Here is a 23,272-nt window from a genome sequence, read left to right on the forward strand (position 1 = left end):
CCTTACCGCGCCAGCGCCAGACCGGACCCAGCCGCCATGCGCGTATAACTGTGCACAAACCGCTCCACGTCTGCTGCGCATACGTTCCACGGCAGGGACACGCGTATGGCCTGCCCTGCCAGTTCGCCCAGCCCCATGGCGTCCAGCACGTGGGAGAACGCAACCTTGCCAGATGAACACGCCGACCCTGCGGACACACAAACCCCATCCAGATCCAGCCGCATAAGCTGCCCCTGCGCGCGCCGACCGGGCAGGGCGAGAGACGCCGTGTTGCCCAGCCGGGGCACCTCCGCCGCGCACACCACGGCCCCGGCGGCACGGGCGGCCTGTTCGATCTGATGGCGCAAGGGGGCCAGATCACGCGGGTTATCCAATGCATCGCACAAGGCTGCGGCCAGCCCGGCTATGGCGGGCAAGGGCTGGGTGCCACCCCGGCGGCCCTGTTCCTGCCCGCCGCCATCAAACAGGGGGGTTAATGGCCTTGGGGCCGGTCCGCGCAGCAGCAACGCCCCCGCACCCTTGGGGCCACCCATTTTGTGGCCCGAACAGGCCAGACTATCCGCCCCCAGTTCCTCCACATTGACCACCATACGGCCTGCGGCCTGCACGGCATCCACATGCAGGTGCGCGCCGTACTGGCGGCAAAGACGGGCGACCTCGCCCAATGGGTGGAGCACCCCTGTCTCGTTATTCGCTAACATCAGGCAGACAAAGGCGGGGGCGCCGGGGGCGCACAAGGCGGCCTCCAGCAGGTCCAGCCGGACCTGCCCGTTGCTGTCCACCTCCAGCCATGCCACATCCGCCCCGTCTGGCGCGCCTTTGCGCACGGCGTCATGCTCGGTGCGGCCAAGCAGAAAACGCCGCCCCTGCCCAAGCCCGTGCATGGCCAGCACGTTGGCCTCCGTGCCACCAGAGGTAAACACGCAGTTGAGCGGGGCCACCCCCATGCGGCGGGCCACCGTATTGCGCGCCTCTTCCAGCACGGCGCGCGCGCGGCGGCCTGCAAAATGCACGGAAGATGGATTCCCCGTAAGGTCCGCCGCCTCCAGCATGGCCGCGCGGGCGGCCGGGCGCAGGGGTTCAGTCGCATTGGCGTCCAGATAGACGGGTTGGGAAAAACCCTTTGCCCTATCGTCTGTTTTATCGTTCATGCTTTTTATCTATCCGTAACCATACCAGAACTGCGCTTTTTGCAGGCCGAACAGAATGGCCATTAGCACGATTTATGTAGAAATTCTGGCCCCCAAGCCGCTATAGAGTGCCACATGGTCAGCACCACAGGGCACAACGAAGACGGCAGGCAGGAAACGTGTTTCCCGCATATGCGGTATTCACGAACAACACCACGCGTGATTATGCCTGCGTTTTGCACAAGGTCAACGCCAGAGTGTGCCTTATCCCCTTTTCAGGTCGTGGGACGGACACCATGTGTTTGAATGCGCTCCTTTTTCCGTTTTCCCCCAGAAGCGGAAAGGGGAGACATGCTGACTGAGAGTTCAAGCTTGCGGGCCTTTACCTGCCCGCATGTTCCGACCCGGAACGTGGCATCGTTCCCCGCCGGGGCAGTTTATCAAACCCGGAAGCGTCATGCCCGTGGACGCCTTTCCCAGATCAAGCGGAACCTACATGCCTGAGGTTATGTTTGCCGGCCCGGATGGACGTCTTGAAGGACGTTATCACCACTCAAACGAGCCCAACGCCCCGCTTGCCCTCGTGCTGCACCCCCACCCGCTGCACGGCGGCACCATGAACAACCGGATTACATACGCCTTGTACCGTACGTTCGAAAACATGGGCTTTTCCGTCATGCGCTATAACTCCCGTGGGGTTGGCCGCTCGCAGGGGCGGTTTGACGGGGGCATTGGCGAAATTTCCGATGCAGCAGCAGCCCTTGACTGGATGCAGATGATCAACCCCAACGCCAGCGGTCTGTGGATTGCCGGGTATTCGTTCGGGGCGTTCGTGGGCATGCAGTTGCTGATGCGCCGCCCCGAAATTACCGGCTGGATCAGCATTGCCCCCCCTGCGGCACATTATGACTTTGGCTTTCTGGCCCCCTGCCCGTGCGGTGGGCTGATGATTGCCGGTGGCAAGGATGACATGGCCCCCGAGCCTGCCATCCACAAACTGGTGGACAAGCTGAACACCCAAAAGGGCGTTGCGGTGGACTACCGTGTTTACCCCGAAGCGGATCATATTTTTGCCAAACAGGCAGACAAAATTACCGCTGCGGTGGAAGACCACGTCACCCGCGCCATGGGCCAGCAGCATATGGCCCTTGCCGCGGACTAAACGCCTGATACTGCCTCTGCACGCCTTGAGCGGCAGAGGCGCCAGCACCCCCCGACCTGCATGTTCCGCACGGTTCGGGGGTCTGCCGCCCACACGGGCACAAACCACCCTCTGCCTGACTTTACCCACCGTGGCGGCACACCACCACAGGCTGGCAGCCTAGTCCTCCGTGCGGCGAGGGTGGGCAAGTTCGCGCACAACACCATGCAGGGTCCGCAGCTCCTGCTCGGTCACTTCGCCACGGGTGAAAAAGTGGCGCAGGTTGCGCACCATGCCGGGGCGTTTTTGCTCATTGCGCAAAAAGCCGCAGCCATCCAGCTCGCGCACAAGGTGGCCCATAAAGTTTTCAAGCTCGCCCTTGGTGGCCACATGGGTCTCGTTGGTCATGAGCGTGCGTGGTGGCGTGGCGTCTGCGGCCATCCACCATTCATACGCCATAATCATGACCGCCTGCGCCAGATTGAGCGACATAAAAGTGGGGTTGAGCGGGTAACGGATAAGCGCATCCGCGCGCGCCATGTCCTCATTATCCAGCCCTGCGCGCTCGGGGCCGAACATCAGCCCGACCTTTAAGCCCCGCGTAGTGGCCGCGCGCAGTTCGGCCGCACCGCCACGCGCGGTCATAACGGTTTTTACAATATGGCGCGGCCGTGGGCATGTGGCGTACACATGGTGCAGATCGGCTATGGCGTCATCCACACTCTCATGCACCGTGGCGGCTTCCAAAATCCTGTCTGCCCCAGAGGCCGTGCGCCATGCCCTGTCCTGCGGCCAACCATCCCTTGGGCTAACCAGCCGTAAATGGAACAGGCCGCCATTGGCCATGGCGCGGGCCGTAGTGCCAATGTTTTCGGCCATTTGCGGCCGCACCAGAATAACAACAGGTGTGTTGCCCAAAGGCTCCAGCGGCGCCCCGCCGTCCCGCCCGGTCATGCGCGCCTCCAGCTTGTTCCATCTTTTGTATCTTCAAGCACAATGCCCTGTGCCTGTAGCCGGTCGCGCAGGGCATCGGCTTTTGCAAAGTCCCGCGCTTTTTTGGCGGCCAGTCGCTCGGCTATAAGTGCTTCAATTGCGCAATCTTCCTCAACCGAAGCCCCCCCTTTGAACCATTGCGCCGGGTCATCCTGCAAAAGACCCAGCAGCGCACCCCCGGCCCGAAGTGCGCCAGCGGCCTGCCTGTCCCCCCCCATGGCCTGACTGGCCAGCACATGCAGTTCGGCAATGGCCTTGGGGGTGTTCAGGTCTTCCTCCAACGCGGCGCGCACGGTTTGTGGCACGGGGGCGTCGGGTACGTCCGGCACGCTGGAAAGCGCGCGGTAGAAGCGGTCCAGCGTTTTGCGCGCCTCGGTCAGCCCGGCCTGTGTGTAATTGAGTGTGGAACGGTAATGCGCGCCCAGCAGCAACAGGCGCAGCGCCTCTGCCGGGGCCTGTGCCAGCACATCGCGGATGGTCAGGAAATTGCCCAGTGATTTGGACATTTTCTCACCTTCCACCAAGAGCATGGCATTATGCACCCAGTAATTGGCAAACTGGCTGTGCGGAAAGCAGCACAGGCTTTGCGCGCGTTCGTTCTCATGGTGTGGGAACAGCAGGTCCGAACCGCCGCCATGAATGTCAAAACTGTCGCCCAGATATCGGTGCGACATGGCCGAACATTCAATATGCCACCCCGGACGCCCCCTGCCCCACGGGCTTTCCCACCCTGGCTGGTCCGCATCCGATGGTTTCCACAACACAAAATCACCCGGCGCTTTTTTGTATGGGGCCACTTCCACCCGCGCCCCGGCTTCCAGCTCATCGGGATTACGGCCAGAAAGTGCGCCGTAGGACGGGAATGACCCAACCGAGAACAGCACATGGCCCTGTGCTTCATACGCATGCCCGTTTTCAATCAGGCGGGCGATCATGGCCTGCATCTCGCCAATATTATGGGTCGCGCGGGGCTCTATATCGGGTGGCAATACCCCAAGGGAGGCCAGATCGTGATGGAACTCCTGCGTGGTGCGCTGGGTGAGCGCGCCAATATCTTCCCCATTCGCGCGGGCGCGGGCGGTTATCTTGTCGTCCACGTCGGTAATATTGCGCACAAAGGTCACACGCGGATACAGGTGACGCAGGAGCCTGACCAGCACATCCGCCGTAAGCATGGCGCGCAGGTTACCAATATGGGCCAGATCATACACTGTGGGACCACAGTAATAGACCTTGATATGGGCCGGATCGAGCGGCTGGAACGGCACGGTTGCGCGGCGTTGGCTATCGTGCAGAAACAGGGCGGGAGCGGGGCTGGGGGAAACGTGCGGCATGTCCGCCTAGATGCGCCACCCACGAAAACGATGCAATATGTGTATGGGCCAAAAAAACCGCGATTATTCCAAAAAACAGGACTTGACGCTCTTACCCTTTTATCGCTTATAGTCCGGCCTTAGCGCAGAATATGTGCATGTGCCCTTATAGCTCAGTGGTAGAGCAACCGCCTTGTAAGCGGTAGGTCTTCAGTTCAAATCTGAATGGGGGCACCATTTTTTTCCACATCATGCTGCCTTGTTTCTGGCCGTAGCCTCCACACCCGCTGCGTGCAGGGACTCCCCTCAGCCAGTACATATCGGTCATATTTGTAGGCTGCCCGCACTACTGGCAGACCCTGTGCATGACCTCTCCCGCCCGCACGGCAGCCAGATACGCATTCAATGGCAATGTGTGCCGCATATAATAATCCTGATAAGGCTGGGGAACGCAGGCATTCATGCCCACTTTAAGAGCATAGATATTCCATACAGATAATACTGCAATCAATACAATCTGAACAACCTTAACAAACACAACAAACCTCATGTTAAGAAGAATGTATTCATGTACCAAATCAAAACAAAACAAACATGCCCCGCCCCCAAACCCACCAGTATGTTCCGTGTCTCCCTGTAAGGCAGCTTGACTGTAAGATACGCCAGAAACTCTATGGCCAGAGGGTTTGCAAGAATATGGCGCTCAATCGCCACCACTCCAGTGGATGCGCCCACAAATGCTGTGGTGCTCAGGAGCAGGGCATTCACCATCCATTTTTTACGCCACATCAAAAACAGCAGCACCATGACATAAATGGCATACACGCCGAATATTTTGCGATCCGCGCTCTCTAACGCGATGAGAATATGCTGTGGAAAAAACAGAAAATGCCTCCCCCAAGCTTTTTCCACATGCGCAAAAGCAAAGCCGTCACCGATCAGATCATAAAAATACAGGACAAACGCCGAAAGCCCCGCCCCCGCAACGGAAACCAGCAAGGCGGCCTCGCGCAGGCGGTCCAGCATGGTTCGTTCCTGCATGGACCGGTCTTCTGGCTGACGGGCGGTAAAAAACCACCATGCGGCCAGACAGATTACCATGAGAAAACCGGTGGGTCTGGATATGGAGAGGAAAAAACCCAGAATACAGGCCAGATATAATTTATAGAGCCTAAGGGAAACAAGCATTCCCATAAGCAAAACGCCATAAACCGCTTCTGAGTATTGCGAATAGTACCATATATTCAGAGGATAAACTATAAAAAACAAACAAAACAGAAGATTGTTAACTTCAATACCCCTTAATTCCATATCTTTACAGCATAAAAGCACAATAACTGGCCACAACAAAATATTGACCAACAACCCGGACGTTATAACCTTGATACCCAGCCCCCATGATACAAGGCTGGAAATAATCGGATATAACGGAAAAAATGCCCAGTTCTTCTGAGCGCCAGCGTTATAGACCGTCTCGGTCGATAAGGGCATGTACCCGTTTTGGGCAATTCCAACGTACCATGTGCAGTCCCAGCGGCAGCTTGCTTCCACCAGACCGCCCCAGGGTATGGCCAAAACCGCATTAAAAAAGAGCTGCACACCACTCATTGCCAGAATAACCAGCATAAGCCGTGCGCCACGCAGCGTGGAAAAACGCTGCACCATGCCCTGAAGATTAAAAGCCTTCATGCCGCACCAGAACGCCACGGATTGCTGGCTGAACTTTTACGTTTTGCATCCACAAGGATTTTGCCAAAATATTCGCCAGAAATGTCCAGCCGAAACATTTTATACTGCCCGCGCTAAAATCCACCCCGACACCAGACAGACAGCCTGACAGAGCACACCACTGTTTATGACCTGCGCCGGAAACTTACAAAATAAAATCAAAAGGGATAGCCATGCCGTAAAGACACATCTTTTTACGGCTCCAAAACGCACTCACCCGCAAAAATTACCTTACAACCCAGCCATCCTGCCTGAGTGCAACACCCGCCAGATACAGACTGCCACAAATCAGCACCCGGGCGGGCTGCTGTGTGTGGGCGTGGGCGGCCAACGCGCCAAGTGCACGGGCAAGGGTGGGGCCAATATGGGCCTTACCGCCAGAGGCGTCCACAATAGCCTGTACGGGCAGGGCAAGGTGCTGTTCGGGTTCGCAAATCGCCCACAAATCATCCGCATATGGCAAAAGCGGCCCCAAAAAGCCTGAGGCGTCCTTGGTCTGCTTCATCCCCACCAGTATGTGCAGAGGGCGGTCTTTCCAGTGCTCCAGTTCCTGCGCCAGTGCGGCTCCGGCTCCGGGGTTGTGCCCCCCATCCAGCCACAGTTCCCACCCGTTGGGCAGCAAAGCCGCCAGATGGCCGTGCAGGCGCTGCATGCGCGCAGGCCACTGCACCTGCCCAACGCCCTGCCATGCAGCCTGTGGCACAGCCAGCCCGGACAAACGCAGAGCCTCCACCGCCAGAGCTGCGTTTTCCATCTGCCATGGGCCTGTCAGGGCTGGCATGGGCAGGTCGAGCGATCCTTTGGCATCGTTCAGGCGCAGTCCGGCGGGCCTGTCCGCAGCACCCGGCTGTGGGGCAATGTTCCACTCAACGCCACGGCGGGCCAGACCAGCCCCCACCGCCTGCGCCTGTGCCTGCAGAACCTGCATGACCTCGGCAGGTTGGTAACCTGTAATTGCTGGCACGCCGGGTTTGAATATCCCCGCTTTTTCCGCAGCAATCGCGGCCAGAGACTCGCCCAAAAACGCCTCATGATCGCGCGAGATGGAGGTCACAATGCACGCGGCGGGGTGTTCAAGCACATTGGTGGCATCGCACCGCCCACCAAGACCGACCTCAATAATGGCCAGTTCCGCCGGGTGGCGGGCAAACAGCACAAAGCCCGCTGCCGTTAACACCTCGAACACGGTAATGGGCGCACCGTTGTTCACGCGCTCAATTTCCTCCAGCGTGGCCACAAGCTCGGCCTCGCTGACCAGCTTGCCCGCAATGCGGAACCGCTCGGTCACATCCACCAGATGCGGGGAGGTCATAACATGCACACGCCAGCCCGCCGCCTCGGCTATGGCGCGCAGGGTGGCGCAGGTGCTGCCCTTACCATTGGTGCCCGCCACATGGATAACCGGCGGCAGTTTGCGCTCGGGGTGGTCCAGACGGGCCAGCAGGGCTTCCAGCCGACCGAGCGAGAGGTCGATCAAGGCGGGGTAAAGGTGGTTCAGCCGTTGCAGAACCTCCCCCGTGCGACCGGTAAATTCGGGCACAGGGGCCGTACCCCCGGACTGCGGCTGGGTCACGGAAGGGTTTACTCTGCTGCGGCAGCGGGGGCTGCAACCGGCTTGGGCGGGGGCGCTTTTACATCGGCTGGAGCGTGTGTCAGCAGGCCAATCAGGCGTGACAGGGTGGCAGGCAGATCCTTGCGGGGCACAACCATGTCCAGCATACCGTGCTCGACCAGATATTCGGAACGCTGGAAGCCTTCTGGCAGCTTTTCACGCACCGTGTCCTGAATAACGCGCGGACCGGCAAAGCCGATCAGGGCGTTGGGTTCCCCGATCTGCACATCCCCCAGCATGGCGAAGGATGCCGTAACCCCGCCCGTGGTCGGGTTGGTCAGCACCACAATGTAGGGCAGGCCCGCATCACGCAGCATCTGCACTGCAACGGTTGTGCGGGGCATCTGCATCAGGCTCAGAACGCCTTCCTGCATGCGTGCCCCGCCCGATGCGGTAAACACCACCAGCGGAGATTTTTGCAAAATGGCCAGTCGGGCGGCAGCCACAAAGCGCTCGCCAAAGGCCGCACCCATGGTGCCTGCCATAAATTCGAACGCCATAACGCCCACAACCGCATTGTGCCCGCCAATGGTGCCATGCGCGACCACAAGGGACTCGTCCAGATGGCTTTTGGCGCGGGCGTCTTTCAGGCGGTCGGTATATTTTTTCTGGTCCCTGAAGCCCAGTGGGTCCACGGGGGCCAACGGCAGTTCAATACGGGTGAATTCACCGTTATCAAAGGTCCATGCCAGCCGGTCATTCACCAGCACACGCATATGGTGCCCGCAATGGGGGCAAACATTCTGCGCCTTGCGCAGTTCCTTGGTCAGGACCATCTGGGAGCACGAATCACAGGTGGTCCACAGGTTGTCCGGCACATCACGGCGCAAAAGACCGCGGATTTTAGGACGGACGTATTCGGTGATCCAGCTCATTTTGAACCCTGTGACTGCACTAGACTAACTCTGCGGACCCTGCCCGCCTGCGTGGTTGCATTACGCGGGCGGCGCCAATCTGCCAAGTGATTATGAAAAAACCTGACCATGCCGCACAGGTGCGCCCCGTTGTAAAACGTAGCGCACCCGTGCGTAAAAGCGTGGCTTAAAGCGCGCCTTCAACCCATGCCTTGAGCTGGCTTTTGGGCAGTGCGCCAACCTTTGTGTCCACCACCTTGCCATCGCGCACCAGCATAAGGGTCGGAATGGAGCGCACACCATAGGTGTTGGGTGTTACGGGGTTGTCATCAATATTGATCTTGGCAACCGTCACCTTGCCCTGCAGGTCCTTACCGATTTCTTCCAAAGCCGGGCCGATCATTTTGCACGGACCGCACCACTCCGCCCAGAAATCGACCAGCACCAGACCGGACGCCTTGAGCACGGAGGCATCAAAACTGGAATCGCTGACAGCAAGCGTATGTTCACTCATGACATGTTTTCCTTACTACTGGGTGCTGGAGCACCACATGCTGTCCTTATTAACAGGTCTGGGGCCACGCACACAGGGTGCGAACCACCACACCGGGGTTAGCTAACACTTAAGGTGGCCTGCGCCGTGGTCAAGATGCCACCCGCCCCAAAGCCCCCGGCGCATACTGGTCCAGCAGGTGGTCTGGCAGCCGGTCGGCACGGGGCAGTTCGGTCCAGACCAGCACACACACAACCGGCCTGCCCGGCCATAACCCCTGCAACAAGGCCCGGTACGCCGCCATCTGGCGCAGGTACAGCACCGGTGTCTGCTCCACGGAGCGGGGGGCGTGGCGACCACTTTTGTAATCACACACAACAACCCGGTCAGGCAGTACGCACATGCGGTCCACCTGCCCCACAATCACCTGCCCACCGGCAATACCAGCCAGCCGCTGCTCCGCCCGGGCATGCGGGGTAAACAGGTCCACCAGTTCGGGCATGCGCAGCACAGCCACAATCTGCGCGCCAAGCTGCGCCGCCTCCTGCGCGGACAGGCCCGATGCGGGGCGGGCCAGCCAGTCCGTGGCCAGCCGCTCCCACGCTTCGGCAGGGTGGTCGGGCAGGAACTGGAGGAGCGCATGGACCAGATTACCCTTACGGAACGCCGCCTCGCGCGCCTTGGCCGGGGTAATGGCCGCCACATCCAGCGGGGAGCGCGCGGGGGGCAGCGGGCCAAGCATGGTATCGTCCGGTCTGCTTGGGGCTAATGGGCGGGCCAGCGGCCCCTCCGCCTGTGGGGGGCTGGGCCACCATAGGGGCGCCTGCCCCACCCAGCCGGGCAACTGGTGGGGGGTGGCATCTGGCCCGCCCGGCACAACTGGTGGCGCGGGCGCGGGCTGGGTGGTGGGGGTGGCCTGTTCCTCCAGCACCAGTATTTTGCCTGACCAGTCCCCAATGCTCCACTCGCGCTCCTGTGCGCCTGCGCGTTCAAACCCAAGGCGGCAACGTTCATACCAGCTTTCTGGCGGCACGGTGCGGCCGGGCATCCAGCCACAGACCACCAGCCTGTCGGCCGCGCGGGTCAAGGCCACGTAGAGCAGGCGGTTGTACTCCTCTATCGTCCTCTCACGCAGGCGCTCGTACAGGCTGCGGGTCAGCCCGACGGACAGGGCGTTGCGGGGCACGTAAAGGGGCACCTCCACGCCTGTTGCCTTATCCTGCGCCCAGAAGAGCCGGTCCTCAAAGCGGGGCAGGCCCACCGTATCGGGCAGAATAACCAGCCGGGCCTGCAACCCCTTGGAGCCATGCGCGGTCATAACCCGCACGGCATTGCCCCCGGCTTCCGCCTCGCGCTTGACGCTCTCCTGCGAGTGGCGGAGCCAGTGCAGGAACCCCTGCAAGGACGGCGGATGCTGCTCCTGATAACGCAGGGCGGCGGACAGCAGTTCGTCAATCGGTTCGGCGGCTTCTGGCCCCAGACGGGCCAGAAGGCGGGCGCGCCCACCCTGCTGGCCAAGGGCTGCGCAGAGCAGTTCGTACGGGCTGAGGTAGTCCACCCGACCAAACAGGGTGTTGAGCATCTGCCATGCCTGCGTCCAATCCGCCTGCTGGGCATGCCGCTCGCGCAGAATGGACCACAAAGGCGCTCCGGGCGCACGCCCGACGGCCAGAGCCATCAGGCTGTCATCGGACAGGCCACCCAGAGGGGAAGTCAGCACGCAGGCGAGGGTCAGATCATCCTGAGGGAGCAGAAGGGCCGCACACAGGGCCATAAGGTCCTGCACGGCAAGCTGGTCGGCAAGGCCCGTGCGCACCAGTGTCGCCACCGGAATGTTGTGCCCCTTGAGTGCTCGCACCAGCAACGGCACAAAGGAGGAGCGGCGCGGCACCAGCACCAGCACATCGCCCGCGGTCAGGGGTTTTTGCCCCGGCGGGGGTGGGGCCGCCAGTTCACGCGCAATGGAGCTGGCCAACGCATCGGCCAGTTTCTGCCGTGGGCTTTGCCGGGTGGCGTTAACGGCTGCTGGCTCCCACGGGCTTATGCTGTCCTCCGCGTCCTGCGTCTCTGCTAACGGCCAAAGCTCCACACGCCCGCCTTGGCCGGGCCGGGCCGTAATGTGTTGCATGGCGCGGCCGTGCTCCTCCGCAACGCCACGGGCGGCCTGTGCATCGGCAAAAACCGCATCAACCAATTGCAGGACTGGTGCTGTGGAACGGAAGGAGACAGTCAGTTCCGGCTCCCGCCATGGCAGGTTTGCTGCGTGTGCGCGCTGTTTGAACTGCGCCCGCCATGCCCGGAATTCATCCGGGTCGGCCCCCTGAAAACCGTAGATGGACTGTTTGTAGTCTCCCACGGCAAAAACCGTCCGGGGGCTTTCCTCCCCCCGCGCCCCGGCACCTGCAAAAAACTCCGCCGTCAGGTCGCCTGCAATGCGCCACTGCTGGGGGGAGGTATCCTGCACCTCGTCCAGCAGCAGGTGGTCTATGCCGCCATCCAGCTTGTACAGCACCCAAGCCGCCCCCGGTGTGCGCAGGAGCGAGAGTGTGCGGTGGATCAGGTCATCATATTCCATCTGGCCCTGCAGGGCCTTGCGCTGGTCGAACAGTGTGGCCACAGGGGCGACCATCTGGAGCAACGCCACGCCCAGACGGGCCAGATGGCGGGCATTCCTGCCCTCTTCCACCGCCAGTATGCGTTCGGCCTCCTTTGCCAGCGCATCGGCCACATCCGTGTATTTTTGCGCAAGTTTGGTCGAAAGCAGGCTACGGCTGCGCAGCTTGCCCTCCTTGGTCAAAAACCCGTGGCGCCACACGCCCCACTGCGCGGCCCGCTCGGGCGGGGGCAGGGCCAGCCAGTCCAGCAGGAGCAGCGCACTGGCCCTGGCTGTGGCCGAACCTTCCTCCACCACAGCCAGCAGGCCAGTGCGCAAGGTGGCCTCCGCCGCAAACCCCGTGCAGGCGGCAAGCAGGAAGGCCTCATCAGTCTGTTGCAAGGCGGTTTCGGGCAGGTCCAGCACCCGGCACAGCATGGCCTGCGCCTGCTCTGGCTGGGTGCTTACGCGCGCACGCGCGGCCTGTGCCCGCTCATCGCGCCGCAAGGTGCCTGCAAGGGCAATAAAGTCGCCAAGCCCGATCTGCCCGGCCAGAGGCGCCACCGTGCTGGACGCCTGTGCGCCCAGTACGGTTTCCACACAGCTTTGCAACGCCAGTGCCGCGTCTGTTTCCTCCATGACCGTAAAATGCGGGTTCATGGAGGCTTCAAGCGGGAACCGCCGCAAAAGCGACTGGCAGAACGCATGAATGGTGCCAATACGCATACCACCGGGCAGATCCAGTACCTCTGCAAACAGCGCGCGCGCCTTGCGCCGGGTCTGCTGTGTGCAGGGGACGGACAGGGCCTTGAGTTCCGCATCCAGCCGGTCATCTGGCAAAGTCACCCACCGGCCAAGGCGGGTTTGCAGGCGAATGGCCATTTCCGCCGCCGCAGCCTTGGTAAAGGTCAGGCACAAAATCCGCGCAGGATCGCTGCCGGGCACCACCTCGCCATTGGTTTCCACCCGTGGGAGCATAAGCCGGAGCAGGCGGTCAATCAGCAGTTTGGTTTTGCCACTCCCCGCCGAGGCCGAAACAAAAACAGACGCCGTGGGGTCAGACGCCATGGCCTGCTGCTGGTTGGCCTGTGCAATGGCGGCATCCAATGCGCCTTGAGCCGTAGGGGGGATCATGCATCGGTCTCCGTGCGGCCTGTGTTCCATTCCGGCACGCGGGCCAGACGGGCATAATCGGCAAAACGTGGCTCCTGCCCCGGATGGGGGTGGGAAAGATAGGGCTGCGTGGGCTGGTCATACGCGGCAATCCGGTCCAGCAGGCGCTGCCATGTCTGCTCGGCCAGAGCCGTCAGGCTGTCATGCTCCTTGGGGACTACGGCCACCTCCCCCCCCGGTTCCGCCCCACCTGTGAGCCGCCAGTAGATCAGCCCTTCAATCTCCGTCACATTGGAGGCAGCGGCAAACCCGCCCCGCAGCAACATGGCGGCCTCCAGCGGCAGTTGCGGACTCCAGCCAGACAGAACATCGCGCAAGGTGGGCAGCATGCCTGTCTTGTAGTCCTGCACAATCACCTGCCCCTGCGCGCCAAGTTCCACCCGGTCGGCCCGGCCCACAAGGCGGAACGGCCCACCCGGTGCATCGGGCACCAGCACGGCTCCTGCAATTTCGGTCAGAATGGCCTGTGGTGTGCCGTTGGCCGCCCGGCGCTGCTCCTCCGCCTGCGCAACCCAGCTTGCAATCCGCTCCAGCCGGGGCGCCCACCATGCCTGTAGAGCCGGACGCAGGGCCTGCTCGGCAAGGCAGGTCTGAAACACCTCCGCCAGCCTGCGCTCCGCATCCATGGGCCACGCCGCGCCATGGGTTTTAACCCAGCGTTCCAACGCTTCATGCACAATCATGCCGTAATCGGAGGCATCGGCCCCTTCCTCCAGCTCTGGCAGGGGGTCAAGGCGGAGGATGTGGCGGGCATATATGGCGTAGGGGTCGCGCATCCATGTTTCTATTTCCGTCACACTCAGTTGGCGCGGACGCAGGGCAACAGCGGGCGTGGGGCGGGGTGGGGCCACCGGCATGGCGGGGCCATCCGGCTGGTCCAGCCGCGCAAGCCAGGACAGCACCGGGTGTTCGGGCACTCGCCCCCCCCAACCAGCCAGAAAAGCGTCCAGCCGGGTCAGCCAGCGTGCGGGCACCACGGGTGCGCCATCGCGCCGGAGGGAGGAGGACAGAACAACCTGCTCCGCCGCTGCCGCCATGGCAAAAAAGTCATGCGCGGCCTGCCCCACCGCCTGTTCGGGCGGGGGCAGGCCCACACGCTGGCGCATGGGGCGGCTCATCCACGGTCCCGCATCGGGGGCGGGGGGCCACACCCCTTCGGACAGACCACCCAGAATAACAGTTTCCGCCGTTTGCAGGCGTGCTTCAAACAGGCCCCAGATCAGCACGCGCGGATGCAGGGCCTGCGGGTTATTCCCACGGCGGGTGGCTACGCGCTCCTGCGCCAGAACCGCACTCAGCAACCCATCCAGCACGGCGGGGGGCTGGGGGGGCAGCACATCGGTCGCCAGCATAAGCTCGCTCAGCCGGGAAGCCAGAAGGCTGCCATCCTCCCCTTTCCACAACCGGGAGGCCGCGTCTTCCTCCTCCGTGCTGGCAAGGCGTTCGACTGTGGCTATCAGGGCTTCCAGCAAAGCTGGCACCGTTGCCTGATGCCGCGCGCCCGCAACCCCGGCCGCGACCGCGCCCTCCGCCTGATCCCAGCCCAGAACTGGCTCAAGGCAGCGCGCCAGCCGATCCATGAAGGCAGGCAGGGGTTCGGGGCCAAACGGACGGTCGGCACTATGGCCTTCGGCTATGCGCTGGCGATCTTTTTCACGCCTGGGTTCCAGCTTGCCCTTAACCGCCGCACACAGCCCCGCAAAGCCGGGTGCTGGGGATGGGCCGCGCAGCACCGCGCGCTCCAGCAGGCGGGCGGAGGCACGGCACACACCCGGCCCCAGACCACAAGCCACCAGCGGGTGCTTGAGCACGGACAAAAGTGCGACCGGGGCAAACTGGCTGTCCACCAGCCGCGCCACCAGCCGCAACAGCACCGCTGCGGGTGTGTCCGCCAGTGTGGCCCCCGCACTGTCATCGGCCAGAATGCCCCACCGCTCCAGCTCGGTGGCCACGCGCGCGGCCAGCCCCCGGTCGGGCGTGACCAGCGCCACACGGTGGCCGGGCTGCTCAATGGCGTTGCGCATGAGCATGCTAATGGCCACGGCCTCCTCCTGCTGGTCCGCCGCCTCAAACCGGCTGACATGGGCCAGCGCCACCGGGCCGGGCTTTGCCCAGTCATCCAGTGCGGCGGCAGGCAGCATGACGCGCGACAGAACGGCCGCGCGCTCGGGCTGGCCCCCTTGCGCGCTCCAGACCTGCACATCCTCACGCCCGGATTCCAGTGCTGCCAGCAGGTGGCTCATGCCCGCCTGCGGGTGGCTGTCGGGCAAGGTTGCAAACACATCCTCGGGCATGAGCGTATCCAGCCCCGGCAGAATAACCTTCCCCCCCGGACAGGACAGAATGGCCCGCAGCGCATCCGCCGTGGGGGCCATGGCATGCGTAAAACCCGCAGCCCATAAGGGTGCGGCATACCCCTGCCCGCCCATGTTCCGCCACAACCGCGCCTGCGCGCCAAGCAGCGCCACCTGCCGGGCCACGGGGTTAACCAGCCCCTGCTCCTGCAGCCATTTGGGCCACTGGTCGGTCACGATTTCCAAAAACCGCAGAATAATCTGCCAATGCTCGGCGTGGTCCTCCTGCACCGCATCGGGCAGACGTTCGAGCAGATTGACCCCCGCCCACTCCGCCTCGTCCATCAATTCGGCCAGTGCACGGGCCAGCGGCCATGCCTGATCCAGCGTGGGGCGGGTGCCAAAGGCCTTGTCCGCCCTTAAAACAAGCAATGTCAGCATAGCCAGCCGGGTCATGGCGGGCACGGCGGGGGGCAGGGCCAGCGCATCCGCCCCACCACAGGCGGAAAGCCCCAGTTCGGTCTCGTCCAGCGCGCCAATGGGCATAATGCGTGGCAGGAGCATGCTGCGCCCATCCATCTGCCGCAAAAAGGCTTCCGTTAACGCACGCGCCGCACGGCGGCCGGGCAGCACGATTGTGCCTTCCCCCATGGCTTCGGGGTCATGGCCTGCCGCTTCGATCCAGCGCGCGGCCAGATTGTCCAGAAAAGGCAGATGCGCGGGAATGGTTGCCAGCTTCATGCCGTCTGCTCCGGGGGAAGAACCGATGGGGATTGCAGCCGTTCCGGCCAACCCGCCAGGGTGACCTGCCGGCTACCATCGGCCCCGACTGTCAGGGTGATATGCAAGGCGTTAGGCGGGGTCATATCCTCCAGCCGTTCGGGCCATTCCACCAACATCACGCCCTCGCACGCATCATCCCACCCCAGTTCGTCCAGTTCCTCCACGCTGCCCAGACGCCACAGGTCAAAATGATATGCCGTGGCCACGGGGCCGTCATACGCCTGCACCAGCGTATAGGTCGGGCTGGGCACCTCCATGTCCGGTGTGGCGCAAAAACTGCGCAAAAAAGCCCGCGCAAACACACTTTTGCCCGCCCCCAGCGGGCCAGACAGCAAAATGGCGTCTCCCGCACGGGCAAGGCCTGCAAGCGTTCTGGCCAGTTGTGCCGTATCGGCTTCGGTTTTCAGCAACATGACCGCTCCGTGTTCCTGCTTCCATGGTGGGCGCGCACCCATGCATCATGGTTCAAGACAGACCTTTTTCATATCAGGCCAAAAACGGAAAGGGTGGAGCACTATGATTGTAGATTTTTTACAAAACCGGATATTTGTTAGGAAATAATAAAACCTTATTGAGAAAAATTGCATATTCCGCAAAAAAATTACTTCATAATACTTTATTGATTATCTTTTCCGGAACTTTCTGCACATATAATCTTTTTACCAAGGTGATAAATCGCTTGCTGGATATATCACCCGAAGCCATACCCTGATCACATACCTGTTATTACTGAAACTATAAAAATAATATGAATTTGTGTTTATTTTTTCAGAAAAACACGTAAAGGTGTCATTCATGCCATCAAATACAACCTTAAGGTGTATAACCCTTCCAGCAGCTATGTGAGGCCAGTCATGCGCATCCTGTTTGCCGAGGACAAATTTACCTCCAGCCGCGCCATTCTTTCCGCCCTGAAAAAAGCAGGCTTTGCGGCCGATCTGGCCCGATCCGGCCAGAACGCCATAGAATTACTGCGTGACTACGATTACGGACTTGCCATTATTACCATGACCCTGGCGGACATGGACGGATATACCATCCTCAACACCCTTCGCACGCTCAAGATCACAACGCCGGTTATCATTCTTTCCAACATAGATACGCCAGCCGCCAAGATCCGGGCTTTTGCACTGGGCGCTGATGATTATCTGGCCGAACCGTTTGAATCCGCCGAGCTGATTGCCCGCGCACAGGCCATTCTGCGCCGCTCAAACGGATATGCACATCCGGTTGCGCAGGTTGGCGCATTAACCCTGCACCTGAACAACCATACGGTTACAGTGGAAAACCGCCCCATTCACCTGACCGGCAAAGAATTTGCCATTCTGGAATTGCTGGTGCTGCGCAAGGGCATTGCCCAGACCAAGGAGACATTCCTCAACCACCTGTACGGTGGCCGGGATGAACCCGATATCAAGATCATTGATGTCTTTATTTGCAAGCTGCGCAAAAAGCTCCAGACCGTGGGGGCCGAGGACCTGATTTCCACCGTATGGGGCCGTGGGTACATTCTGCATGACCCGCAGGCACAGCCTGTTCCCGCCCCCCTGCTCGCTCTTTCGCAACTCCCCACACCACCAGAGGCAGCCTTGCTCCACGCTGTTGGGGACTAATTACGGCGCGACCACGCCGCTTGATACGACAGATTGACGCACACAACGTTACTCAGGACCGGATTGCAGGGTACCAGGGATGAGCATGCCACAATGGCCCGGCTCCCTTGCCCAGTTCCGGGGCCTGTAAAATAGCATCATACACATACTTGCAGGACCGCCCGACCGCATCGGGCAAAGCAAACCCCTGCGCAAGAGTGGTGGCCAACGCACTGGCCAGTGTGCAGCCCGTGCCATGTGTATGCCGGGTTGGAATACGCTGCCCCAAAAATTCGCTCACCCCGGACTGGTCCAGCAGAACATCCACCAGATTATCCCCCGCCAGATGCCCGCCCTTGAGCAGGATGGCCGCACCCGTCTGCTGGTGTAGCCACAGGGCAGCAGCGCGCATGTCCTCTACCGTATGGATGGCGCGGCCTGTCAGTTTTTCCGCTTCGGGCAAATTGGGCGTAACCAGCGTGGCAAGGGGCAGCAACGTGGTGCGCAGGCAGGCAAGTGCGTCTTCCGCCAGCAGGGCAGCGCCTCCCTTGGCCACCATAACCGGGTCCACCACCACATGCAGCGCAGGTCTATGCTGGCGGATCCGGGCTATGTCCTCCGCCACGGCCTGCGTTTGCGCAGCACCGCCCAGCATGCCCGTTTTTATGGCGTCCACCCCAATATCGTCCACCACACAGCGGATCTGGTCATGGATGAACTGCGTGGGAACCGGCATAATAGCCTGCACACCCTGCGTGTTCTGGGCGGTCAGGGCGGTTATGGCGGTCATGGCATACCCGCCCAGCGCCGTAATGGTTTTGATGTCCGCCTGAATGCCCGCCCCTCCACCAGAGTCGCTCCCAGCTATGGAGAGAACTCTCGGGCGCGAGGGGGCGGATCGGGTCATACAGGGCATTCTTTCGGCTCAGGCTGGCTGGGTTGCTTTTTCCAGCACGGCACACATTTTGCTCACGGCTTCTTCCACCAGGGCGGCATCTTCTGCCTCGGCCATCACGCGCACCAGCGGTTCCGTGCCACTACGCCGGAGCAGCAGGCGGCCCTGACCGGCCAGAATACGCTCCACCTCAAGCTGGCGCTGGCGCACCTCGTCCGTATCCAGCGGGCAGGCTCCGGCGTAACGGACATTCCGCAGCTTTTGCGGAAAAGGCTGGAAAAGACGGCAGACCTCGCTTGCCGGGCGACCAGACTCGACCAGCACGGCCAGAATCTGCAATGCGGCAATCAGCCCATCCCCCGTGGTGGCAAAGTCGGTCAGCACCATGTGGCCAGACTGTTCGCCCCCCACATTCACGCCGCGTTCGCGCATGCGTTCGACCACGTGGCGGTCCCCCACAGCCGTGCGCTCCAGCCCCACGCCCATTTTTTCCAAAAACCGTTCAAGCCCCATGTTGGACATAACCGTGGCCACCACGGCGTTGCCCACCAGACGCCCCTCCGCAGTCCATGACCGGGCGATCAGGGCCAGAATCTGATCGCCATCAATCAACCGCCCGGTTTCATCGGCGATCAGCACACGGTCCGCGTCCCCATCGAGGGCGATGCCAATATGCGCGCCGTGCTGCACCACCGCCTTACAGAGGGCCTCGGGGTGGGTGGAGCCACATTGTTCGTTAATGTTCACACCGTTCGGCTCACACCCGATGCGAATAACCTCCGCCCCAAGCTCCCACAACGCCGTGGGGGCAACCCGGTAGGCCGAGCCATTGGCGCAGTCGATCACAATTTTCATGCCATCAAGGCGCAGCTTGCGCGGGAAGGAGGATTTAGCACTCTCAATATACCGCCCGGCCGCATCGTTCAGGCGCGAGGCACGGCCGATCTGGGCCGGGTCCGCCATATCCGCATGCAGGTCGGTCACCATCAGGTTTTCAATTGTGCGCTCATCCTGATCGGAGAGTTTGAAACCATCGGGGCCGAACAGCTTAATCCCGTTATCACCAAACGGATTATGGGAGGCGGAGATCATAACCCCCAGATCGGCCCGTAAGGAGCGGGTGAGCAGGGCAATGGCCGGTGTGGGCAGCGGCCCCACCAGAGTGACATCCATACCAGCGGACAAAAAGCCGGAAACCAGTGCGCTCTCGATCATATAACCGGATAATCTGGTATCCTTACCCAGCAGCACACAGTGCCGGTGGTCCCCACGGCGGAAATGTAGCCCCGCCGCCTGCCCCAGCTTTTGGGCAATTTCCACCGTCATGGGGGCTATATTGGCGGTGCCACGAATACCATCTGTTCCGAAAAATCGCTTCATAATACTCATTCCATTCCGCAATCGGCAATGGACCTGAATACTCTGGCCGTTGCTGGCGGAAACTCCTGTCCTGTCCTGCTGATCTTTCCTAAAACGGTTTTGGGTTGGAAGAAACCGTGTTCAGGCCACAAAAAATATTTTTGGCACGCGCGGCACTCATGCCCCCAGCGCGCCCTGCCACACCCGAACGCCCTGCGCCATGCTGGCCACATTGTGCACCCGCAGCACCGGGTTCCCAAACGGCAGAGCCATAAGAGAGGCCGCCACCGTGCCACTATCGCGCTCCGCCGGGTCCGCAACGCCGGTCAGTGCGCCAATCATGCGCTTGCGCGAAAGGGCGAACACCACACGGCACCCCAGATTGGCCAGCAGCAACACACGGCGGAGCAGCACCACATTTTGCTCCTGCGTTTTGGCAAAACCAAAGCCGGGATCAACCATCAGCCGTTCACGGGCAATGCCTGCCGCCACGGCGGCCTGCACCCTTTGCCCCAGTTCCCGCACCACATCGCAGGCAACATTGGTGTATTGGGTATGCGCCTCCATTGTCTGGGGGGTGCCACGCATGTGCATGAGCACAACGCCGCAACTTTGCCCCGCCAATAGTGGCAGGGCGGCAGGGTCATGCCCCAGAGCGGAAACATCGTTAATCACATCCGCCCCCGCAGCCAGTGCCCGCTCCATGACCAGACTGTTCCGCGTATCGACCGAAAGAGGCATACCCGGCAAACACTGGCGCACCCCTTCCAGCACCGGGCCTACCCGCTCCCACTCCTGCTGGGGGGAAACAACCGCCGCACCGGGGCGTGTGCTTTCCCCCCCTATATCGAGCACACCGGCACCGTCGCGCGCCATCTGCTCCGCGGCCTGTATGGCGTGGCCTGCGTTATAGTGCTGGCCCGCGCAGCTAAAGCTGTCCGGTGTTGTGTTGAGAATACCCATAACCAGCGGTCCCGCAGGCAACCCAGCCTCCGGCACGGGGGACACAAGGCGCTGCAACACGGGTAGCCAGCCATGGGGCACAGCCGCCACAGGCATGGGGCCGGTTGCTGTATTGCCCTCTATGAGCAACACGGTTGTAAAAGCAGCAGTACTGTTCTGGAGTGGTAACGCCACGCCCTGACGGATGGCCTCCTGCGCCATTTGCCCGAACAGCAGCCCCATGGGTTCAACCAGCCTGTGCCACATGCTTCTGGTCCTTTGAGTGGGTCTCCACCACGTAAAAAAGGCGGCACCTCATGCCGCCTTTTTGACTAAAAACTCTTTTTATCACCCAATCCGGCCTTAACCGGGCTGGGGGGCTGGCACTGGGCCACCATCTTCTGCCGCCGGGCCGGAGGACGGGGCATCCCCCGTAACCTGCGGCACAGATGCCCGGCGGTTGACCGGACCCTCATCAGCTTCTTCGGGGCGTTCAATCGGCTGACCACGCATGATCTGCCGGATCTCCTCACCTGTCAGGGTTTCGTATTCCAGCAGGGCTTCGGCCAGACGGTGCAGTTCATCCACGTGGTCGTGCAGGTAGTTACGCGCCTGCACATAAGCCTCGTCAATCAGGCGTTTGACTTCAACATCAATATCGCGCGCCGTCTGTTCGGAGAAGTTACGGGACGCCCCAAAAAAGCTGTTCCCCTGATCTTCATCCGCATAGGCGATCATGCCCAGCTTGTCGCTCATACCCCATTCGGTCACCATGCTGCGGGCAACGCGGGTAGCCATTTTGATGTCTCCCATCGCGCCATTGCAGATGTTGTCCTTACCGTAGACCACCTCTTCAGCCACACGCCCGCCCATGGCCACAACAAGGTGGGCAATGGCGTTCATTTTGCTCATGGACAGCCGGTCGTCCTCTGGCAGGCGCATGACCATGCCAAGGGCACGACCACGCGGAATAATGGTGGCCTTGTGAATGGGTTCGCTCTCGGGCACCAGCACGGCGGTAATGGCATGCCCGGCCTCATGGTAGGCAGTGCGCTTTTTCTCATCATCACTCATGACAAGGGAGCGGCGTTCCACGCCCATCAGCACCTTGTCCTTGGCGTCTTCAAACTCACGCATGGAGACGGTGCGGCGGCCAAGGCGGGCAGCGGACAGGGCGGCTTCGTTTACCAGATTGGCAAGGTCCGCGCCGGAAAAGCCGGGAGTGCCACGGGCAATAATGCGCGGGTCCACATCGGACGCCAGCGGCACCTTACGCATGTGCACACGCAGAATTTTTTCACGCCCGCTTACGTCAGGGTTGGGCACGACAACCTGCCGGTCAAAGCGGCCGGGGCGCAGCAATGCGGGGTCCAGCACATCCGGGCGGTTGGTTGCGGCAATCAGGATCACGCCCTCATTGCTTTCAAAACCGTCCATCTCGACCAGCATCTGGTTCAGGGTCTGTTCGCGCTCGTCATTACCCCCGCCCATGCCCGCACCACGGTGGCGGCCAACGGCGTCAATTTCATCGATAAAGATAATGCACGGAGCGGATTTTTTGCCCTGCTCGAACATATCCCGCACACGGGATGCGCCAACACCAACAAACATTTCCACAAAATCGGAACCGGAAATGGTGAAGAAGGGCACATTGGCTTCCCCCGCAATGGCGCGGGCCAGCAGGGTTTTACCCGTGCCGGGGGGGCCAACAAGCAGCACGCCTTTGGGAATTTTACCGCCCAGACGTGTGAACTTCTGCGGGTCCTTGAGGAAATCCACGATTTCTTGCAATTCGCCCTTGGCTTCATCAATGCCTGCCACGTCTTCAAACGTAACGCGACCGTGCTTTTCGGTGAGCATTTTGGCGCGGGACTTGCCAAAGCCCATAGCGCCACGCCCGCCCGCACCCTGCATTTGCCGCATCATGAACAGCCATGCCGCCACCAGCAGAATAATGGGCAGGGAGTTCAGGAAGTAGCGCAGCAGCGGGCTACCATCCTGCTCCAGCGGTTTGGCCACAACCTCCACCCCTTTACCCACCATGCGCGAGACAAGGGAGGGGTCCATGGGGGCATAGGTCTCAAACGCGGTGCCATCGGTCAGCGTGCCGGAAATATTGTGATTCTGCATGACAACAGACCGCACGTGGCCCGAATCAATATCGGCCACAAAATCGGAATATGCCAGTTGCTGCGCGGCATGTTGCGCCGTGCCCGGCTGGAACATGTTCACCAGCAACAGCAGCAGCAGGATAATGCTGACCCAAAGCGCCAGATTGCGACCTAAATTGTTCATCTTGCCCGAGTGTCCATACTTCTAGTGCGTAAAGCGCCGGAGTGTCCTGCCATCTTGCCCAGCGCCCGGGGAAAAAAGCAAC

The 23,272-nt window shown here is 61.3% G+C and carries 16 protein-coding genes and 1 tRNA gene; 3 read left to right on the plus strand and 14 right to left on the minus strand.

The annotated features are described in order from the left end of the window. Positions 1-2: 2 nt before the first annotated feature. Positions 3-1,151 carry a cysteine desulfurase family protein gene (locus tag AABE20_RS10430; RefSeq protein ID WP_338333003.1) on the minus strand — a complete coding sequence of 383 codons (1,149 nt, stop codon included), beginning with the start codon at positions 1,149-1,151 and terminating at the stop codon, positions 3-5. 475 nt (positions 1,152-1,626) lie between these two features. Between AABE20_RS10430 and AABE20_RS10435 the strand changes: the two genes are divergently transcribed. Then, positions 1,627-2,292 (plus strand): alpha/beta hydrolase, encoded by a 666-nt coding sequence (locus AABE20_RS10435; protein ID WP_165992122.1) that lies wholly within the window; start codon positions 1,627-1,629, stop codon positions 2,290-2,292. Positions 2,293-2,451: 159 nt separating this feature from the next. On the opposite strand, the gene AABE20_RS10440 is transcribed toward AABE20_RS10435, so the two are convergent. Together AABE20_RS10440 and cysS are read right to left on the minus strand one after the other, a co-directional pair. Then, positions 2,452-3,225: an RNA methyltransferase gene (locus AABE20_RS10440; protein WP_338333004.1), complete on the minus strand. Its 774-nt coding sequence runs from the start codon at positions 3,223-3,225 to the stop codon at positions 2,452-2,454. After that, complete coding sequence (gene cysS, locus AABE20_RS10445; RefSeq protein WP_338333005.1) at positions 3,222-4,598, minus strand: cysteine--tRNA ligase; 1,377 nt, start codon at positions 4,596-4,598, stop codon at positions 3,222-3,224. The genes AABE20_RS10440 and cysS overlap by 4 nt, the downstream gene beginning before the upstream one ends. A gap of 141 nt (positions 4,599-4,739) precedes the next feature. Here cysS and AABE20_RS10450 point away from each other — a divergent pair. After that, positions 4,740-4,814: transfer RNA gene (locus AABE20_RS10450), tRNA-Thr, on the plus strand. Between the two features lie 309 nt (positions 4,815-5,123). On the opposite strand, the gene AABE20_RS10455 is transcribed toward AABE20_RS10450, so the two are convergent. The 7 genes from AABE20_RS10455 to tsaE form a co-directional block, all read right to left on the minus strand. Beyond that, entirely contained in the window at positions 5,124-6,266 is a 1,143-nt protein-coding gene (locus tag AABE20_RS10455) for a hypothetical protein (protein ID WP_338333006.1), read from the minus strand. A gap of 265 nt (positions 6,267-6,531) precedes the next feature. Next, positions 6,532-7,878, minus strand: coding sequence for a bifunctional folylpolyglutamate synthase/dihydrofolate synthase (locus AABE20_RS10460; RefSeq protein WP_338333007.1), 1,347 nt, complete (start codon positions 7,876-7,878; stop codon positions 6,532-6,534). 8 nt (positions 7,879-7,886) lie between these two features. Continuing rightward, the gene (gene accD / locus AABE20_RS10465) at positions 7,887-8,792 is read right to left on the minus strand and encodes an acetyl-CoA carboxylase, carboxyltransferase subunit beta (RefSeq protein ID WP_338333008.1); all 906 of its coding nucleotides are present in this window, start codon (positions 8,790-8,792) and stop codon (positions 7,887-7,889) included. Between the two features lie 166 nt (positions 8,793-8,958). After that, a complete protein-coding gene (trxA, locus tag AABE20_RS10470; protein WP_338333009.1) occupies positions 8,959-9,285 on the minus strand; it encodes a thioredoxin TrxA in 327 nt (108 codons plus the stop codon). A 130-nt stretch (positions 9,286-9,415) separates the two neighbouring features. Beyond that, positions 9,416-12,988 (minus strand): double-strand break repair helicase AddA, encoded by a 3,573-nt coding sequence (addA, locus tag AABE20_RS10475; RefSeq protein ID WP_338333138.1) that lies wholly within the window; start codon positions 12,986-12,988, stop codon positions 9,416-9,418. Further along, the gene (gene addB / locus AABE20_RS10480) at positions 12,988-16,065 is read right to left on the minus strand and encodes a double-strand break repair protein AddB (RefSeq protein ID WP_338333010.1); all 3,078 of its coding nucleotides are present in this window, start codon (positions 16,063-16,065) and stop codon (positions 12,988-12,990) included. The genes addA and addB overlap by 1 nt, the downstream gene beginning before the upstream one ends. Next, a complete protein-coding gene (gene tsaE, locus AABE20_RS10485) occupies positions 16,062-16,520 on the minus strand; it encodes a tRNA (adenosine(37)-N6)-threonylcarbamoyltransferase complex ATPase subunit type 1 TsaE (protein ID WP_338333011.1) in 459 nt (152 codons plus the stop codon). The genes addB and tsaE overlap by 4 nt, the downstream gene beginning before the upstream one ends. Positions 16,521-16,961: 441 nt before the next feature. Here tsaE and AABE20_RS10490 point away from each other — a divergent pair, with 441 nt between their 5' ends. Next, positions 16,962-17,720 carry a response regulator transcription factor gene (locus AABE20_RS10490; protein WP_338333012.1) on the plus strand — a complete coding sequence of 253 codons (759 nt, stop codon included), beginning with the start codon at positions 16,962-16,964 and terminating at the stop codon, positions 17,718-17,720. A gap of 52 nt (positions 17,721-17,772) precedes the next feature. Here AABE20_RS10490 and thiD read toward each other — a convergent pair whose 3' ends face one another. The 4 genes from thiD to ftsH form a co-directional block, all read right to left on the minus strand. Next, positions 17,773-18,606 (minus strand): bifunctional hydroxymethylpyrimidine kinase/phosphomethylpyrimidine kinase, encoded by an 834-nt coding sequence (gene thiD, locus AABE20_RS10495; protein WP_338333013.1) that lies wholly within the window; start codon positions 18,604-18,606, stop codon positions 17,773-17,775. Between the two features lie 18 nt (positions 18,607-18,624). Then, on the minus strand, positions 18,625-19,983 hold the full coding sequence (gene glmM / locus AABE20_RS10500) for a phosphoglucosamine mutase (RefSeq protein WP_338333014.1): 1,359 nt from the start codon (positions 19,981-19,983) through the stop codon (positions 18,625-18,627). 147 nt (positions 19,984-20,130) lie between these two features. Beyond that, positions 20,131-21,162, minus strand: a complete 1,032-nt coding sequence (folP, locus tag AABE20_RS10505) for a dihydropteroate synthase (protein WP_338333015.1) — start codon at positions 21,160-21,162, stop codon at positions 20,131-20,133. A gap of 96 nt (positions 21,163-21,258) precedes the next feature. Beyond that, positions 21,259-23,190: an ATP-dependent zinc metalloprotease FtsH gene (gene ftsH / locus AABE20_RS10510; protein WP_338333016.1), complete on the minus strand. Its 1,932-nt coding sequence runs from the start codon at positions 23,188-23,190 to the stop codon at positions 21,259-21,261. Positions 23,191-23,272: the final 82 nt, after the last annotated feature.

It is taken from the genome of Acetobacter zythi, from assembly GCF_963921165.1.
GTDB lineage: Bacteria > Pseudomonadota > Alphaproteobacteria > Acetobacterales > Acetobacteraceae > Acetobacter.